The organism is Rhizobium sp. NZLR1, from assembly GCF_017357385.1.
Taxonomy (GTDB): domain Bacteria; phylum Pseudomonadota; class Alphaproteobacteria; order Rhizobiales; family Rhizobiaceae; genus Rhizobium.
Genome location: NZ_CP071632.1, coordinates 2,713,118 through 2,730,846, shown reverse-complemented (window position 1 = coordinate 2,730,846; position 17,729 = coordinate 2,713,118). Strand labels below are relative to the sequence as shown.

The window sequence follows — 17,729 nt, the reverse complement described above, 5'->3', positions numbered from 1 at the left end:
AAGTCCAGATGAGTATCCCCACAACCCACCCATTCTCCTTCGATCCGACCTACGGCATGCAGCTCGAAGAGCTTCTTGCGGTCAAGCCGCCCAAAGCGCCTGATGGTTTCGACGATTTCTGGGAGGGGCGTTATCGCAAGGCGTTGACGGTCGATCCGCAGCCAGTGCTTTCCCGCAGCGAGATCACCCATCCAGATTGGCATGTGCTCGATCTCGTCTATGTCTCCACGGATGCGTTCCGGATCGGCGGTTGGCTCATCTTGCCGCGTCAGGGGCAGGTGCGGCGCGGCCTTGTCGTCGGGCACGGTTACGGCGGGCGGGATCATCCGGATTTCGACCTACCGGTCAAGGAAACGGCATTGATCTTTCCCTGCTGCCGCGGGCTGTCGCTCAGCGCCCATCCGCCGATTTCCGAAAACCCGTCCTGGCATGTGCTGTACAATATCGACAAGCTGGACTCCTATATCATCGGCGGCTGCGTCGAGGATATCTGGCTAGCCGTCTCGACGCTTGACGCGCTCTATCCCTGGCTCTCGGGGAATATCGGCTACAGCGGCATCAGCTTCGGCGGCGGCGTCGGGGCAATAGCGATCGCCTACGACGAGCGCATCGATCGCGGCCATCTGGCGCTGCCGAGTTTTGGGCACCAGCCGCTGCGCCTCGACCTGCCGAGCGTCGGCAGCGCACAATCGGTGCAGGAATATCAGGCAGAGCATGGAAATGTGCTCGAAACGCTCAGCTTCTACGATGCGGCGACCGCAGCACGGCGGATCGAGGTGCCGATGCTGACGGCAGTGGCGCTTTTCGATCCTTCGGTGGCGCCGCCCTGCCAGTTCGCTGTCGCCAATTCGATACCGAAATTTAATGAAATCTTCATCCTGGACGCCGGGCATTTCGACTACCCTGGAAGTGCTGAGCAAGAGGCGGTTCTCCGCGACAAGATCGGACAGTTCTTCAGGTGCCATGAACCGCGAATACCTGCGCTGGTACAGTCAGCGTCTGCATCGAGACATGGAGATGCTGGTTTTCGGCCATGCCGGCGCCAAGGTGCTGGTGTTTCCGACGCGGGAAGGGACCTTCCTGGAATATGAGCAGCTTGGCCTGGTCGGAAGCCTAGCCGACAAACTGCAGGCCGGCCAACTCCAACTCTATTGCATCGAGGGACTGGCCGCCGAGAGCCTTTATGGCTCTGACCGCCATCCGGCCGAGCGTATCCGCCGACATGTCGCACTGGAGGATTATATCCTCAACGAGGTGCTGCCGCTGATGGCGGCGAAGAACCCGCATGACTGCACCATCGTGCATGGATGCAGCCTCGGCGCCTTCCAGGCGGCGAGCCTCTTCTTTCGCCATCCGCATCTCTTCTGCAAGCTCGTCGCCTTTTCCGGACGCTACGACCTCACGATGAAGGTAGAATCCTTTAGCGACCTGTTCGACGGCTATTACGATGACAGCGTCTATTTCCACACGCCGACGCATTTCCTGCCCGGCCTCGGCTCCGACTGGCGGCTCGACAGGCTACGTGAGCGCGACATCGTTCTCACCATCGGCGATGCCGATCCCTTCCTCGATAACAACCGCTATCTCAGCCGGCTGCTCGGCGAAAAGAATATTCGCCATCAGTTGCATGTCTGGGACGGCCGCGCCCACCGCGCCGGGGCCTGGCGGAAGATGGCGGCGCTTTACATCTGACGTCTGTGGTACACCCTTATGGCCAATGCAGCGCTGCAGTCGCCACCGGCGCGTCCCAGAGCGCGATCTCCTCGTCGGTCAGCAAGGCGAGGGTGATCGATAGTCCCTGCATGTCGAGCGAGGTGACGTAGGTTCCGACCAGTGAGCGCTCGATCGGGATGGCTTTCTCCTCGATGAAACGGCGGGCGCCATTATAGGCGAGGTAGAGTTCGGCAGGCGGCGTGCCGCCGAGGCCATTGACGAACAGCAGTGCTTTGCTGTCCGGCGTCACTGAGATGTCGCCAAAGATGGTCTCGCAGAGATGGCCGATGATGGCGTCGGAGGCAGCGAAGGGCTGCCGGGCATGGCCGGGTTCGCCATGGATGCCGACGCCCATTTCCATCTCGCCGGGTCCGAGCGTAAACGTCGTGCGCTCGGTCTGCGGCACCGTCACGCCGTTCAGCGCCACACCCATCGAGCGGATGCGTGTGTTCATCCCCTCGCCAAGCTGTTTCAACTCGGCGAGCGACATGCCGCGTTCGGCCGCAGCACCAAGGATCTTTTCGACGATGAGCGTGCCGGCAACACCGCGCCGGCCGCGGCCATCACCGGTTCTCGACGTCTCGATGTCGTCGCTGACGACGACCATGTCGAGGTTATGGCGGTCGCCTGCCATCTCGATGGCCATTTCGAAATTCATCAGGTCGCCGTCGTAATTCTTGACCACGAGCAGGCAGCCGGCGCCGGTATCGACCTCTTCGATGGCGGCAATGATCTGGCTCGGCGTCGGCGAGGTGAAGATATGGCCGACACAGGCGGCATCCAGCATGCCGTGGCCGACGAAGCCGATATGCATCGGTTCATGCCCGGCGCCGCCGCCGGAGATCAGCGCCACCTTGCCAGGGGTGAGATGGCGGCGGCGGATGCATCTGCGCTCGGCCCCGAACACCACGAAGGCCTCATGGGCGCGCACGAAGCCTTCGACGCTTTCGGCGACCATGGTTTCCGCAGTGTTCATGAACTTCTTCATCAAGCCCCCAAGGCCAAAAGCATTACGTTACGTCAAGCGGCTCACTCGTCATTCCGCGTCCGATATTGCGACGATCTTCTGCACCAGATCGGAGATCGCCTCTTCAAGAAGACGGTTTTTCCTGTCGTCACCGAAATCAGGCACCATCAGCGACAGGTGCCGCAATTTCTCTGAGTGGCCGACATCCGGCAGCTTTCCGGGATGGGCGGCCTGATAGGCTTCGAGAAAGCGCTCCTGTTCGGTGGCGCTGAAGTGGCAGACGCGGACGATCGTCGCGAGATGGCGCGCCGGCAGCGGCGTCGCATAGGTCGGGCTGGTGATCTGGGTGACGAAGCTGCGATGCTTTCCAAGCGCCGTCGCCAGGCGCTGGCGCGTGCCCGATGGCCTGTTGTCGATGATCTGCGCCAGAATGGACTTGTAGGCGATAATGGCGTCTTCGGTGTCTTCGCGCGCCATTCTATTCTCCGGCTGCCCTTGTGCCATCGGCATTGAGGCCGATGATCGCCGATCTTATCGCGGGACGCCGGGCCGGCGCCACGGAAAAATGCCGGAGGCCGGCAGCGAGCAGTGCAGGCAGATAGCTGGGATCGCCGGCCATGTCGCCGCAGATGCTGACCGGCTTGCCAGCGGCAAGCTTCACCGCCTCGGCAATCAGCCGGAGCACGGCGGGTGCTGCCTTGCCGGCATCGGCGTCGACGTCCTCTCGGGCGGAGGCGGCAAGATATTGGGTGAGATCGTTGGTTCCGAACGAGAAGAATGCCGCAGATCCGAAGGTGTCGAGCATCAATGCCGCCGCCGGCACCTCCACCATCATGCCGATCGGCGGCATGCGGTGGAGCAGGGAACGGCGGCCGAGCTTTTCGGCCTCCTCGCGGAATATCTCGCGCATCCTGTCGATTTCGTCGGGAAAGGTCACCATCGGCAGCATCACCGAAAGCCTACCGAAGACGGCGGCGCGCAGCAGGGCGCGTGCCTGGACGCGGGCGATTTCCGGCTGGGCAAGCAGCAGTCGGATGCCGCGCAAGCCCGAGGCGAGAGCCGGCAGGTCTTCGAGGCCAGCGAGCGGCTTGTCGCCGCCGATATCGAGCATGCGGATCGTCACCGGCCTTTCGCCCGCCTGCTCCAGCACGCGGCGATAGATTGCCAGCTGCCGCTCCTCGTTGGCTGCATCGGCGACCGAGGCAGTTGAAAATTCCGAGCGCATCAGGCCGACGCCCGCCGTTGCCGGATCGAGCGCATCGATCTCGGCGGGCTCGTTGATGTTGATCGAGAGCAGGATCGGCACGCCGTCCGCCGTGCGCAGCTCACCGCCAGCGGTTTGTGTGTCGCCGGCAGGCGCTTGTGCGGGTGCGAGCGGCGGGATCAGCATGCTGCCCGCCTGCAGGACGACCGCACCGGCGTTTCCGTCGACGCTGACAGGATCTCCGTCCACGGCCGAAAAGCGGCCCGTGCCAACCACCATCGGCACCGATTTCGCCCGGGCGAGCAGGGCGACATGGCCGGCGGTGCTGCCTGCAAACAGCGCGATGCCGCCGCCGTTCGACCAGTCATGGGCGAGAAAGCGGCTGGGCTCCATGTCCTTGCCGACAAAGACGGAGCCGGACGGGAAATCGGCGATCGGGGTGCCGGCGAGCGCGCCGAGCACGCGGTTCTTGATGTCGAGAATATCGACGGCACGCGCCCGCATCTGCTCCTCGTCGGCCGCTTCGAGTTCACCGATATAGGCGTCGAGGGTGGCGACCCAGGCAAAGACGACGTTCGCGTCGGTTTCCATGCGGGCGCCGGTCGCTTCCGCGATCGTCGGATCGCGCAGCACCTCGATCTGGAAATCGATGATATCGCGGCTTTCGGCGTCGGCTCCCTCGGCAAGGCGCTCGAGTTCGCCGATCGAGATGTCGATCGCCTTTTCCAGCGCGGCGTATCCGCCGGCGGTCCGAGGCGCGGCGGGAGCGCCTGGCCGCTCGGCCAGAAAGGCCGGGCCGGATGCGATGCCCGGGGATGCGCTCTTCGCTTTCAGTCTAAGCGGTCCGGCCATGTTTCTTTTCCTCATCGAAATTGCGCTCGATGAGTCCCTTCAGGGCGCGGATCGCCTCTTCTGCAAGAATGCCGTCGGCGCGGATCCTGAGGATCGACCCCTTGCGGATTCTCGCGCCCATGATCTTGATGATGCTCTTGCCGTTCAGCCAGACATCGCTGCCGTTGACCGCGACCTCGATCGAGCAAGGGAAGGACTTGGCAAGCCGCGTGAAGGTGACGGAGGGGCGGGCATGCAGCCCGACACCGTGCTTGACTTCGACCTCCGTCTGGCAATTCACCTTAGATGGCTCGGGCAATCGCTCGGGCTCCTGTTTCTCTATGCGCAATCCGCTCGTCATCAGGGCGATAGTTCCTCGGCTGTGGCGACCACCTTGGCCAGTGACGCGCCCCCCGACGCCTCGGCGGCGGCGATGACGGCGCCCTCGACCAGCGGGGCGTTGCAGATGGAGACGAGGGCCGAGCGGGGAAGGCCCAGCATTTCGATCGCCATCTCGCTGTTGGTTTCGGCACCGCCGAGATCGACGAAGACGGCAACCCCGGCATCGGACCAGGCGGCCTCGATCGCTCTGAGGATGCCGCCGGCATCGGTGCCGAGCTCGCCATGGACGTTGCCGCCCGACCAGGAGAGCGGCACGCAGTCGCCGACCATCTGCCGCACCATGTCGGCGATGCCCCGTGCCACAAGCGGCGAATGGGAGACGATCACGATGCCCACATTTGCGGTCTTTCCATTCATTCCGGACGGTGCTCCCCGAGATAACGGCAGATCGCCGTGGTCAATAGTGCGCAGCTCGAGGCGCCGGGATCGACGTGGCCGATCGAACGGTCGCCGAGATAGGCCGCGCGCCCGCGCATCGCCTTCATATCAGCCGTGCGGCTGGCGGAACGTTCGGCCTTGCGGGCGATCGTGCCGAGCGGTGAGCGGCGGGCGAGTGCCGCATGCACGGGATAGAGCACGTCGAGCAATGTCTTGTCGCCGGCATGCGCCCGTCCGCGCCTTGCCACCGCGTCGATCGCCTGCTTCAGCACCAGCGAAAAATCGGCCTTCGCCTCGCTTTTGCGAAGCTCACGGCCGATCTCCATCAGCAGCGTGCCGTAGAGCGGCCCGGCGGCACCGCCGACATTCATCACCAGCGTCAGGCCGATCTTTTCCACTGCGTCGGGGAAGGGCAGGCTGGACAGGCTTTCGCCTTCGGCGCTCACCGCTTCGCAGCCGCGCCGCATATTGGTTCCGTGGTCGCCATCGCCGATGGCCCGATCAAGCGCGCAGAGGTGATCGCTGTTTTCCGCGATTGCCGCGCGGCACACCTCGATCAATCCCGCAACTAGCACCGGTTCCGCCTGCACTGCCATCCTCCCTGTCGCCGCGCCTGCCACGCGGCTCTCAAACTTTACTCCGGTCAGACGAGGCTTGCCACCACCCCGAACGCGCCGGCAACCGCGACGGCGCCGGGATCGGCGACGCCCGCCAGATCCCTTTCGCCGACATAGGTGGCGCGTCCGGCTCTTGCCTTCATCATCGTCTTCGTCGACTCGGCACCGGCTGCCGCAGCCCTCGCTGCGGCGGCGATATCGCCGGATGCAAAGGCCTTCAAGGCGGGTGCCAAGGCATCGACCATCGTCCGGTCGCCGACTCCGGCGCCGCCATAGAACGTCATCCTATCGAGCCCGGCAAGAAGGGCAGCGGCGATGTCGGCTTTGTCAGCCATCGCTTTTGCCGCCGCGGTGAAGAAGATCGACAGCAGCACGCCGCTCGACCCGCCCATGCTGGTGCCGAGGATATCGCCGAGCGAGGCGAGCGTTGCCGCCGGCCGGTCGAGCGGCAGCGTGTCGAGGCGGGCAAGCACGCTGCGGGCGCCTGTCGCCACTGTCGAGCCGGTATCGCCGTCGCCGACGCGGCCGTCCAGCCTGTTGAGTTCGCTTTCCTGCGAGATCAGATGCTCGCAGAGCGCCGTGATCAGGCGACGGTTGCGCGTGTTTTCCCCGGCTGCGGCCGCGCCATTCATGCCGGCCGCCGCCCTCGGTGCGGCGATGACGTTGATCTCGTGGCGTTCGACGGCAGGCATCCAGGCATGCGGTTCGACCGCCACCGTCAGCGCCGCCTCGCGAGCGGCATCCAGCCGGATCAGCGACAGCGAGAAACCGTTCATATTGAGCGCGGTCATCATCGGCGCCGGCCCGATGATCAGCCGGACGCGGCGGCCAAGCGGCGAGGAGAGCACGGCATTGGCAATGACCGCCATTTCGAGCGGCGGCACGGCGCCGAGATTGTTGATGAGGAGGGCGTGGCTTGCTCCTTCGCGCAATGTCGGTGACAGGCGCGCCACCATGGTCGCGACAATATCGGCAACCGGCTGCAGCGTGATGCGCTCGACGCCCGGCTCGCCATGGATGCCGAGGCCGAGTTCGCCCTCGTCGGCACCGAGACGATCCTCATGCGCCTGGCCGGGCACGCTGCAAGTGGAGAGTGACATGCCAAGCGAGACGATGTCGCCCGCTGCTGAGGCGGCATGGGCCGCGACGGTCTTCAGGTCGTCGCCCCTTTCGGCGTGATAGCTTGCGATCTTGTGGACGAACAGCGTGCCGGCGACGCCGCGCGGCTGGTTGATGTCGGGGATGGCGATATCGTCGGCGACGATGACCATCTCGACGTCGAAGCCTTCGGCGCGCGCTTTTTCGGCGGCGAGGCCGAAATTCAGGCGGTCGCCGGTGTAGTTTTTGACGATCAGCAGCGCGCCCTTCGGGCCGGTCACGGCGCGGATCGCCGTCAGCACGGCATCGACGCTCGGCGAGGCGAAGATTTCGCCGGATACGGCCGCCGTCAGCATGCCCTTGCCGACGAAGCCGGCATGGGAGGGCTCATGGCCTGCGCCGCCGCCCGAGATGATCGCCACCTTCGACTTGTCCCAATCCGCGCGCAGAATCACTTTGATGTCGGGAAAGCTGTCGAGGCGGGCGAGACGACCGCTGCCGCTCGTCAGGAGCAGACCGTCCAGAGCTTCGGTAACGATGCTTTCTCTGCGGTTGAAGAAGTGTTTCATCGATCGAGACCCGTCTGTTTGTTTTTCATGCCATCGTCACGTCTGTTTGCCGGTCAGGACAGGCGCTGTCCAGCCGCATCGAAATAAAGCGGATCGCGCAGCGTCAGGCTGATCCGGTCACCCGGCGCAATCGCCAGATATGGATCAGCAAGTGTCACGAGCTTGTGATCCCGCGCGGGCTGCTTGGGATCGGCAACCCTGATGTGCAGATGGTTCTGGTCGCCGAGATGCTCGATCCAGTCGATGGCGGCATTGGCTTCCTTGCCGACGATGATGTCGAGATGTTCGGTGCGGGCGCCGACCGTCTTCGTGCCGGCCGGCGGCTGGCCGCCCGGGAGCAGGTCCGCCGGCAGAAGGTTGATGTGCGGCTGGCCGAGACGGGCGGCGACATGCAGGTTGGCGGGATTGCCGTAGATCTCGCGCGGCGTTCCGACCTGCATCAGCCGCCCCTCGGCGACGATGCCGATGCGGTCGGCCATGGTCATCGCTTCCACCTGGTCGTGGGTGACATAGAGCAGCGTCGAGCCCAGTTCCTTCTGGATGCGCTTCAGCTCCAGGCGCAGTTCGGCGCGCAGTTTGGCGTCGAGAGAGGAGAGCGGCTCGTCCATCAGATAGATCGCCGGCCGGCGGACCAACGCGCGGCCGATCGCGACACGCTGCATCTCGCCGCCGGAAAGCCTGGTCGAGCGGTTCTCCAGCTTGTGGTCGATGCGGACCATACGCGCGACCTCGCGGACGCGACGGTCGATCTCCACCGCACTCAGCTTACGGACCGGCGCCTTCAGCGGGAAGGCAAGGTTCTCGTAAACCGTCATGTGCGGATAGAGCGAATATTGCTGGAAGACGAAGGCGACGTCGCGCTCGGCGGGTGCTTCGGCGGCGACATCGCGGCCTCCGATCTCGATGCGACCGCCATCCGGCCTTTCAAGGCCGGCGATCAGCCGCAGCGTCGTGGTCTTGCCGGCGCCTGTGGGACCGAGCAGCACGACGAACTCGCCGTCGCGGATCGAAAGATCGAGGTCGGCCAAGGCCTGGGTATCGCCGAAGCGTTTGGCGAGGTTCCTGAGGATGACATCAGCCATGCCGGGTCTCCTGATAGAGCGAGGATGCCACCGCACGGCCCGATGTGCAGTCGAAGAGCGCGAGTTTTTCCGGGTTGAATTCGAGGCCGACGGTTTCGCCGATCCGGAAGCTGCGATTGGCGGGAACACGGGCCTTGATCAGGCCGCCCGGGGTTTCCACAGCCACGACCTGATTGGTGCCGAGATATTCGCTGCCGTAGATGGCGCCGCGGAGCGCCGAGGCGTCGCTGAAGCGGATATGTTCCGGCCGCACGCCGAGCGCCAGCTCGCTTTCGGCCATGTCCTCTCGGATCTCGGGAACGGCGACATCGGCGCCGTCGAGCAGGATGGAGCGGTCGCCGCTTTTCAGGCCCGAGGTGAAGCGCATGAAGTTCATCGGCGGCGAACCGATGAAATCGGCGACATACATGGTTGCGGGCTTGGCATAGATCTCCTGCGGCGTGCCGAACTGCTCGATGACGCCATGGTTCATGACGGCGATCTTGTCGGCCATCGCCATCGCCTCGTGCTGGTCGTGGGTGACGTAGACGGTGGTCGCGTGGATTCGGTTGTGCAGTTCACGCAGCTCGTGGACCATGATCTCGCGGAACTCGGCGTCGAGCGTGCCGAGCGGCTCGTCCATCAGGAAGCATTTCGGGCGCCGGACGATGGCACGGCCGAGCGCCACGCGCTGCCGGTCGCCGCCGGCCAGGCCCGATACCGAGCGGTTGAGAATATGATCGATCTGCAGCAGCCGAGCGGTCTCTTCGACACGCTGACGGATTTCGGCCTTGGCCATGCCCTGCGACAGCAAAGGGAAGCCGATATTCCTGCGCACGTTCATATGCGGGTAGAGTGCGAAGAGTTGGAAGACGAAGGCGATGTCGCGGGCGCTGGCGCGGTTGAACGTAACATCCTCGCCGTCGAGATAGATCTTGCCGCTGCTCGGCAGCTCGAGACCGGCGATCATGCGAAGCGTCGTCGTCTTGCCGCAGCCGGAAGGCCCGAGCAGCGCCAGGAACTCGCCGTCATGAACAGTGAAGCTCGAATCCTGCACGGCGACGAAGCTGCCGAACTCCTTGCGGAGATTTTCGATCCGGATGTCCGCCATGGTTCACTCCGGGAATTTTGAGACGATGATGAACATCACCGTGCCTGCAAGCAGGGTGACCAGCGAATAGGTGTAGAGCACCAGTAGGAAGGGTTGGAACAGCATTAGGAAGCCGAGCCCGATCAGAACGGTTGCGATGGTCTCCATCGGGCCGCGGCGCAGGAAGAACGGCCGTTTTGGGCGGGCAGGGGTGCGTGTTTCGATCAGGTGGGTCATTTGCGGACGGCTCCGAAGGTGATGCCGCGCAGCAGCTGCTTGCGCAGGAGAATCGTGAAGACGAGGATCGGGATCAGGAAGATCGTCGTGCCGGCGGCAACAGCCGGCCAGTCCTGCCCGCCTTCGCCGATGATCGTCGGGATGAAGGGCGGCGCGGTCTGCGCCTCGCCCGAGGTCAGAAGGGCGGCGAAGGCATATTCGTTCCAGGCGAAGATCAGGCAGAAGATCGCGGTGGCGGCGATACCGGTTGTGGCCTGCGGCAGCACCACCTTGCGGAAGGCCTGCAGCCTCGTATAGCCGTCGATCATCGCCGCTTCCTCGTATTCGCGCGGGATTTCGTCGATGAAACCCTTGAGCAGCCAGACGGCGAGCGAGACGTTGACGGCGGTGTAGAGCAGGATCATGCCCACGGCCGTGTCCGACAGACCGAGCTCGCGATACATCAGGTAGATCGGGATGGCGACGGCAATCGGCGGCATCATGCGCGTCGACAGGATGAAGAACAGCAGGTCATCGGCAAGCGGCACCTTGAAGCGCGAGAAGCCATAGGCGGCGAGCGTGCCGAGGAAGACCGCGAGGAAGGTGGAGCCGAAGGCGATTACCAGCGAATTGATGAAACGCGGCAGGAAATTCGACGGGCCGGCGATCACCATGTTGCGCTTGCGCGTCACCTCCTCGCAGGTGCCGGCCGGCGCCGGCAGCGAGGCGATATAGTCGGGAGTCTGCCGCGTACGCGTGGTGAACAGGTTGCAATAACCTTCGAGCGACGGCGTGAAGACGATCTTCGGCGGATAACTGATCGAATCCGGCGGCGATTTGATGCTGGTCAGGAAGATCCAGACGAGCGGGATGAGGGTGATCAGCGCATAGAGGATGACGATCGTGCCGGCGATGCGCTTGCTGGAACGGTTCGGTTCGACGACCGAATGGGCTGAGTTGGCGGCGGTCATCGTTGCTTCACCCTGTTCAATGCCTTGACATAGATGTTGGCGAGGCCGAACACCGCGACGAAGAGGACGATGGCGAAAGCCGAGGCCCGGCCGGTCGCCCAGCTTTCGAAGGCGACGCGCTTCAGCGTGATCGAGGCAACCTCGGTGACGGAGCCCGGCCCGCCGCCGGTGAGCAGCGTCACCATGTCGAACATCTTGAAATTCTCGATGCCACGGAAGAGCACGGCGAGCATGATGAAGGGCAGGGCCATCGGCACGGTGATCGACCAGAACTGGCGCCACGGCGAGGCGCGGTCGACCTCGGCCGCTTCGTAGATATAGTCGGGGATCGAGCGCAGGCCGGCGAGGCAGATCAGCATCACATAAGGCGTCCACATCCAGGTATCGACGATGATAATCGCCCAGGGCGCCAGAGTGACATTGCCGAGCATCTGGATATCGGAGGTTGGAATGCCTGATACCAGCGACACCGCATAGGCGAAGAGGCCGATTTGCGGCTCGTAGAGGAAGCGCCAGAAATTGCCGACGACGGCGGGCGACAGCATCATTGGGATCAGGATGATCGTTGTCCAGAAGGCATGGCCGCGAAACTTGCGGTCGATCAGATAGGCAAGGCTGAAGCCGATCACCGTCTGCAGGAGGATGGTCCAGAAGACGAAATGCGCGGTGGTCTGCATCGCCTGCCAGATATCGGGGTCGTTCAGAACGCGCTGGTAATTTCCAAGGCCGACGCCCTGAACCGGCGCATTCGGCCGGTTGGCGCGGTAATTGGTGAAGGAGAGATAGATTGCCCAGATCAGCGGGAAGATGTTGATCGCCAGCAGCAGGATGATCGCCGGAGCGATAAACAGCCAGGCGATCGCCCTGTCGGAGAGGCCGCGGACGCGCCGGGCGACCGAGACCGGCGTTGCCCTTGCTGTCGCATCGACTGCATTCTCGACTATGGAGGAATGGGAAATGGTCAAGTTTTCACCCGATCTTTGGGATGTGGGTCTTTTGGGATATGGGAGATCTGGCGGCCCGGCTCGTCTGCCGATCCGGGCCGCCATCCAGGTAAGGATGGCGCGCAGAGGGGTGCCGCCTGTCCTGTGGTCGGACACTAGATCTTGCCGTCGTCCTTGAAGACTTCTTCCCAGTCCTTCACCAGACCGTCGAGCGCTTCCTTGGCTGTGCCGTTGCCGGCAACGACGTAGTTATGGACGCGTTTCTGCATGTCCTGCAGGAGGGTGGCATAGCTTGGTTCGGCCCAGAAATCCTTGACGATCGCCATGGAGTCCAGGAAGGCCTGGGCGTAGGGCTGGCTCTTGGCAAAGCCTGGCGCATTGACGACGGAATTCAGGCAGGAATAACCGCCGAGTTCCCACCACTTGGCCTGAACGTCAGGCTGGGCGAACCACTTGATGTATTGAAGTGCTGCGTCCTTCTTGTCGGAATAGGAGACGACCGAAATGCCCTGTCCGCCGAGCTGGGCGAAATGCGCCTTTTCAGCCGGATTGGGGAAGAAGCCGATCTTGTCGCCGCCGACCTTCTCGTCCTTGTAAAGACCGGGCCAGGTGAAGGCGAAGTTCATCTGCATGGCAACCTGGCCGGATTTGAAGGCATCGGCGGATTCGACCATGTAGACGTTCGAGCTGCCGGGCGGTGTGCAGCAATCATAAAGGGACTTGTAGAATTCCAGTCCCTTCACCGCATCGGCCGAGTTGACGAAGCCTTCCATGTCGTAGGGCTTCTTCGGGTTCTCGTACTGGAAACCCCAGTCGTAGAGGACGTTGGTAACGCCCATGGTGATGCCTTCAGAGCCGCGCTCTGTATAGATCGAGGCGCCGTAGACGGTCTTGCCGTCGATCTCGCGCTTCTGGAAGAATTCGGCGATCTGCTTCAGCTCATCATAGGTCTTGGGGGCGGCCAGATCCCGGCCATATTTTCCCTTGAACTCCTTCTGCAGTTCCGGTTTCTCGAACCAGTCCTTGCGGTAGGTCCAGCCGACGACATCGCCCATGGCCGGCAGCGCCCAATAGTTCGGCGTGTTCTTCGGCCATTCCGAGTAGCCGACGACCGTCGCCGGCACGAAGTCATCCATCTTGATGCCTTCCTTGTCGAAGAAGTCGTTGAGCTTGACGTAGTGGCCGTTTTCGGCCGAGCCGCCGATCCACTGGCTGTCACCGATGATGAGATCGCAGAGCTTGCCATGGGAATTCAGCTCGTTGAGGAAGCGGTCGGCGTAACTCGTCCAGGGAACGAATTCGAATTTCATCTGCGTGCCAGTCTTGGCGGTGAAATCCTTCGACAGCTCGACGAGCGCGTTGGCGGGATCCCATGCGGCCCAGCAGAGCGTCAGTTCATCGGCTTTGGCGAGATTGGGCAATGCCGACGACATGACGAATGCCGTGGCGAGCCCCAAAAGGGCTTTCGATGTTTTCTGCATAAGTTCCTCCCAGAACCAAGGGCCGGCTCCCCGCCGGCGTCGCATGTTCACCCATTTCAGAGAATGCTCACATGAACTCCTCAATCATCATGTTTAGCAATGTGTTTAGTAATAGCAATTTATATAAACATTGCAAGCGGCAATCGTTGCTGCACTGCACAGGTGGCTCGCCAAGCGGGCGGGGAGTTTGCGGGACCAATCTCAGCGCTTCTTGGAAATTTCGTTCGCGAGCGTACCGATACGGGGAAATCTGACCTCGCGGCGAGATTGGCCGCAGGATATGGACCTCGACGCCGCTCCTGTTTTCCCGGGAGCGGTTCAAACTTGGCCTCGCTCCGGCGGGGCCTTTTTCTTAAGGTCGCGCCGCCCGCCGCGTCGGGAATATTCCCGAGCAGTGCGAGATTTAGCCTTTCCGGCCGTGCGCAACGAGCGTATGCAGCCAGTGCGCGGCGTGTTTCCGCGTTCTCCCGCGCGGCAGATCTCCGATCGGCTTCCTTCCCGTTTTCCTGCCGCGGCATCCAGACTTTTCATTGGCAGATCGATGACCACGGCAGAGACGAGCGAGAATCGGCAAGAGGCGGCAAGCGGCCGCCAGGCGAAGATCGTGGCGCTGGTTGTTGCCGTTTCCTTCTTCATGCAGATCCTCGACGGCACGATCGTCGCCACCTCGCTGCCGCAGATGGCGGCAAGCTTTAATGTACAGCCGGTGTCGATGAGCATCGGCATCACCGTCTACATGCTGACGATGGCAGCCTTCATTCCTTTGTCGGGCTGGCTCGGCGACAGGTTCGGTGCGCGCCGTATCTTCCTGATGTCGATCGCCGTCTTTACCGCCGCCTCGCTGTTCTGCGGGCTGTCCGGCAGCCTGGCGGAATTTGTGCTGTGGCGCGCCGTCCAGGGGGCGGGCAGCGCACTGATGACGCCTGTCGGGCGCATCATCGTGCTGAAAAACGCCCGCAAGTCCGAACTCGTCCAGGCGATCGCGTTGATCACCTGGCCGGCGCTGACGGCGCCGGTGATCGGCCCGGTGCTCGGCGGCTTCATCACCACCTATGCCAGCTGGCACTGGAACTTCCTCATCAACATCCCGATCGGCATTCTCGGCATGGCACTGGTGCTGCGCTTCGTGCCGGAGCAGCGCGAGGCCAATCCCGGCCGGCTGGATTTTGTCGGCTTCATCCTGAGCGCGGCAGGGCTGACTTTTCTTCTCGCCGCCCTGGAGCTTTCGATCAAATGGGAAGGTGGGCTTTTGCCGGTCATATCAATGCTGGCGGCGGGCGTCGTGCTGTCTGTCATGGCGACACGGCATTTCCTCACCGTCGATAATCCGCTGCTCGAGCTTTCGGCCTTCCGCATCCAGACGTTCTCGATGTCGACGCTGTCGGCAGGCACGGCCTGCAGGGTGGCGATCAATGCGACACCGTTCCTGCTGCCTCTGTTGTTCCAGCTCGGTTTCGGGCTGAGTTCGATTGCCGCCGGCGCCTATCTGCTCGTCTATTTCCTCGGCAATCTCGGCATGAAGACGGTGACGACGCCGCTCCTGCGCTTCTTCGGCTTCCGCTTCGTGCTTGTGTTCAACGGGCTGATCGCGGCACTTTCGATCGCCGCCTGCGGTTTCCTCTCGCCGGAAACGCCACAGTTTTTCACCTATGCGCTGCTTTTCCTCGCCGGCCTGTCGCGGTCGATGGAATTCACCGCGCTGAACACGCTCGCCTTCGCCGATATCGGCCCGGCGCAACGAAGTTCGGCCTCGACGCTGTCGAGCATGCTGCAGCAGGTATCGATGCTGCTCGGCGTGGCGGTGGCGGCGGCCGTCCTCAATATCGCCGCGGCTCTGAGAGGCGCCGACAATCCCGTTCTTGCCGATTTCCGCTGGGCTTTCGTCGTGGTTGGCGCGATCGGCATGGTCTCGGTGCTGCGTTTCCTGCAATTGCCGGCGGAGGCGGGAGCTGAAGTATCCGGACACCGGAAATTCCTGAAAAATTAGCCTCCACTGTGAAACAATCGGCCCCAGTCCCGTTCCGCGCCGCCTGCGACAAGAGTGAGGGATAACCGCTGTTTACCTCGGGCGGCCAATGCAATACGACATTGCCATGCGGACGACTCGGACGCTTGCCGGCGGTCGTCGCTGCGAGAAAAAGCCGGGAGACGGAATGAGCAATTCTAGCGGCGATGCGGATGCCCTGATCCACATCCTCTATATCGACGACGACGAGGGGCTCGCCCTCTTGATGCAGAAGAACCTTGGCCAACGCGGCTTTTCGGTCGAATGGGCTGAGAACGGTGCGGCCGGCCTTGCCAGACTCGGCAAAGGCGGCTTCGACGCCGTCGTGCTCGATCATGTCCTGGCTGACGAGACCGGCCTCGACATTCTGCCCTGCATCACGGCGCTGCCGGATCATCCACCGGTCATCTATGCGACGGGCTCGGACGATACCAGCATCGCGGTCGCGGCGCTCAAAGCCGGCGCCGACGATTACATGCTCAAGGGAATCTCGGCCGATTATTTCGACCTGCTCGCCGCTGCCCTCGAACAGGCGCTGGAGCGGGCGCGTTTTCGCCGCGAAACGGCGCAGGCGCAGGAGGTGATCCGTCAGCAGCGCGACCTTGCCGAAATGCTGCTTGCCGAAGTCAATCACCGCATTGCCAACAGCCTCGGCCTCGTCGGTGCGCTGATCCGCATGCAATCCTCGATGACCAAAGACCAGGTGGCGATCGACGCGCTGCACGAAACGCAGATGCGCATCAACGCCATCGCCAGCGTGCACCGCCGGCTCTATACCAACCGGCAGGTCGGATCTGTCCAGGTGGATGAATATCTGAACAGCCTGCTCACCGAACTCGAAGCCTCGATGCGCGACGACAAGCGGCCGCACCGCGTCGTGCTGACCGCTGAGCCGGTCAATCTGGCGACCGACAAGGTGATCACGCTCGGGCTGATCGTCAGCGAACTCGTCACCAATGCCTTCAAATATGCCTATCGGGACGGCGTGCCGGGCGAGATCCGGGTATTTGTCGATCAGACGGACGAGGGGTTGAGGGTTGTCGTCGAGGATGATGGGGCGGGGTTCGATCCGGAGAGCCCGGCGAGGGGAACGGGGCTCGGCGCGCGTATTTTGACGGCCATGGCTGCGAGCTTGAAATCGGATTTCGCCTATGATCCCGGGCATGATGGTACGAAGGCGACGCTGGTGTTTTCGTTGCATGAGGGGAAGTAGGGTTTTGCGCAGCCGCAATTGCGCAATGCGGCCATAGTTCAAGAAGCCTGCCCCTCACCCTAACTGCCGGGGCCGAGCCGCGGGTCTCGACCCGTCCTTCGGACCCCCGTTCTGACGTGGAGAGGGGACGTGCCCTGCGAAATGCTGGTGAGGAACAGAGGGGTTGCCGCTATCCCCCTTCGCCCCGCAGGCGGGGAGAAGGTGCCGGCAGGCGGATGAGGGGCTGCTTGGCACACTGTTCGCCAACTTCTCCAATAACTTACTAAAGCTACATAAGGTGCCTAACGTTAGGGAGAGCGAAGATGACGACGATCCGTACGCCGCGGGAAGTTTACGATTTCTGGTTCGTCCGATGCGGCCGGGAGCTGTGGTTCCGCCCGCCGCCGGAACTCGACGTGGAGATCCGCGAAGGCTTCCGCCATACGCATCTCGCCCTTGCCGCGGGTGTCAGCGACGAATGGCGGGCCGATGCGGAAAGCCGGCTGGCGGCCATTATCGTGCTCGACCAGTTTCCCCGCAACATCTATCGCGGCACGCCGCTGGCCTTCGCGACCGATGGGCTGGCGCTTCGGGAGGCTAAGCTCGCGCTTGCCGCCGGTGGCGATCAGGCGGTCGAGACCGCCTGCCGTACCTTCTTCTATTTGCCGTTCGAACATGCCGAAGACCTTGGCGAGCAGGAACGGTCGGTGGCATTGTTCACCGCTCTCGGCGACGCGGAATATCTGGATTATGCGATCCGCCATCGCGACGTGATCGCCGCCTATGGCCGCTTTCCGCACCGCAATGCCATGTTAGGACGGGAGTCGACGGCCAGGGAACGCGACTATCTTTCGACGCCAGGCGCGGGTTTCTAAGCGCGCCGCGATCTTTCGGATTCACTTGTCGCGCTTTCGTTCTTTGTTCTACGCATGTCGTTATCGCAACCGCTGCGACATGCTTTAACCCTTTCCAGGAGCTTCCGCCTTTCTG

Annotated in this window: 17 protein-coding genes and 1 pseudogene; 5 read left to right on the top strand and 13 right to left on the bottom strand. The window is 63.0% G+C overall.

Features of this window, described 5'->3' with window-relative positions; all coding sequences use genetic code 11:
* Nucleotides 1–8: 8 nt before the first annotated feature.
* Together J3O30_RS13640 and J3O30_RS13635 are read left to right on the top strand one after the other, a co-directional pair.
* Nucleotides 9–959, top strand: a pseudogene (locus J3O30_RS13640) (acetylxylan esterase); the annotation flags it as partial.
* Nucleotides 960–963: 4 nt separating this feature from the next.
* A complete protein-coding gene (locus tag J3O30_RS13635) occupies nt 964–1,692 on the top strand; it encodes an alpha/beta hydrolase-fold protein (RefSeq protein ID WP_207580846.1) in 729 nt (242 codons plus the stop codon).
* Between the two features lie 16 nt (nt 1,693–1,708).
* On the opposite strand, the gene J3O30_RS13630 is transcribed toward J3O30_RS13635, so the two are convergent.
* From J3O30_RS13630 to J3O30_RS13570, 13 genes are all read right to left on the bottom strand, one after another.
* A complete protein-coding gene (locus J3O30_RS13630) occupies nt 1,709–2,701 on the bottom strand; it encodes a dihydroxyacetone kinase subunit DhaK (protein ID WP_207580845.1) in 993 nt (330 codons plus the stop codon).
* A gap of 48 nt (nt 2,702–2,749) precedes the next feature.
* A complete protein-coding gene (locus J3O30_RS13625; protein WP_207580844.1) occupies nt 2,750–3,157 on the bottom strand; it encodes a hypothetical protein in 408 nt (135 codons plus the stop codon).
* A gap of 1 nt (nt 3,158) precedes the next feature.
* The gene (locus J3O30_RS13620; protein WP_207580843.1) at nt 3,159–4,736 is read right to left on the bottom strand and encodes a putative PEP-binding protein; all 1,578 of its coding nucleotides are present in this window, start codon (nt 4,734–4,736) and stop codon (nt 3,159–3,161) included.
* Entirely contained in the window at nt 4,720–5,076 is a 357-nt protein-coding gene (locus tag J3O30_RS13615) for an HPr family phosphocarrier protein (protein WP_207580842.1), read from the bottom strand. Before J3O30_RS13615 ends, J3O30_RS13620 begins: the two co-directional genes overlap by 17 nt.
* Entirely contained in the window at nt 5,076–5,474 is a 399-nt protein-coding gene (gene dhaM, locus J3O30_RS13610) for a dihydroxyacetone kinase phosphoryl donor subunit DhaM (protein WP_207580841.1), read from the bottom strand. Before dhaM ends, J3O30_RS13615 begins: the two co-directional genes overlap by 1 nt.
* Nucleotides 5,471–6,091, bottom strand: coding sequence for a dihydroxyacetone kinase subunit DhaL (dhaL, locus tag J3O30_RS13605; RefSeq protein WP_207580840.1), 621 nt, complete (start codon nt 6,089–6,091; stop codon nt 5,471–5,473). The genes dhaM and dhaL overlap by 4 nt, the downstream gene beginning before the upstream one ends.
* Nucleotides 6,092–6,138: 47 nt before the next feature.
* A complete protein-coding gene (locus J3O30_RS13600; RefSeq protein ID WP_207580839.1) occupies nt 6,139–7,779 on the bottom strand; it encodes a dihydroxyacetone kinase subunit DhaK in 1,641 nt (546 codons plus the stop codon).
* Between the two features lie 53 nt (nt 7,780–7,832).
* A complete protein-coding gene (locus tag J3O30_RS13595) occupies nt 7,833–8,861 on the bottom strand; it encodes an ABC transporter ATP-binding protein (RefSeq protein ID WP_207580838.1) in 1,029 nt (342 codons plus the stop codon).
* Complete coding sequence (locus J3O30_RS13590) at nt 8,854–9,951, bottom strand: ABC transporter ATP-binding protein (RefSeq protein WP_207580837.1); 1,098 nt, start codon at nt 9,949–9,951, stop codon at nt 8,854–8,856. Before J3O30_RS13590 ends, J3O30_RS13595 begins: the two co-directional genes overlap by 8 nt.
* A 3-nt stretch (nt 9,952–9,954) precedes the next feature.
* Nucleotides 9,955–10,167: a hypothetical protein gene (locus tag J3O30_RS13585; RefSeq protein ID WP_162117324.1), complete on the bottom strand. Its 213-nt coding sequence runs from the start codon at nt 10,165–10,167 to the stop codon at nt 9,955–9,957.
* Complete coding sequence (locus tag J3O30_RS13580; protein ID WP_207580836.1) at nt 10,164–11,117, bottom strand: carbohydrate ABC transporter permease; 954 nt, start codon at nt 11,115–11,117, stop codon at nt 10,164–10,166. The genes J3O30_RS13585 and J3O30_RS13580 overlap by 4 nt, the downstream gene beginning before the upstream one ends.
* Complete coding sequence (locus J3O30_RS13575) at nt 11,114–12,082, bottom strand: sugar ABC transporter permease (protein WP_007629705.1); 969 nt, start codon at nt 12,080–12,082, stop codon at nt 11,114–11,116. The genes J3O30_RS13580 and J3O30_RS13575 overlap by 4 nt, the downstream gene beginning before the upstream one ends.
* A 134-nt stretch (nt 12,083–12,216) precedes the next feature.
* A complete protein-coding gene (locus J3O30_RS13570; protein WP_207580835.1) occupies nt 12,217–13,542 on the bottom strand; it encodes an ABC transporter substrate-binding protein in 1,326 nt (441 codons plus the stop codon).
* Between the two features lie 541 nt (nt 13,543–14,083).
* Here J3O30_RS13570 and J3O30_RS13565 point away from each other — a divergent pair.
* The 3 genes from J3O30_RS13565 (at nt 14,084) to J3O30_RS13555 (ending at nt 17,614) form a co-directional block, all read left to right on the top strand.
* Nucleotides 14,084–15,529 (top strand): MFS transporter, encoded by a 1,446-nt coding sequence (locus J3O30_RS13565; RefSeq protein WP_207580834.1) that lies wholly within the window; start codon nt 14,084–14,086, stop codon nt 15,527–15,529.
* Between the two features lie 166 nt (nt 15,530–15,695).
* Nucleotides 15,696–16,760 carry a histidine kinase dimerization/phosphoacceptor domain -containing protein gene (locus J3O30_RS13560; RefSeq protein WP_207580833.1) on the top strand — a complete coding sequence of 355 codons (1,065 nt, stop codon included), beginning with the start codon at nt 15,696–15,698 and terminating at the stop codon, nt 16,758–16,760.
* A gap of 302 nt (nt 16,761–17,062) precedes the next feature.
* Complete coding sequence (locus tag J3O30_RS13555) at nt 17,063–17,614, top strand: DUF924 family protein (RefSeq protein ID WP_207580832.1); 552 nt, start codon at nt 17,063–17,065, stop codon at nt 17,612–17,614.
* Nucleotides 17,615–17,729: the final 115 nt, after the last annotated feature.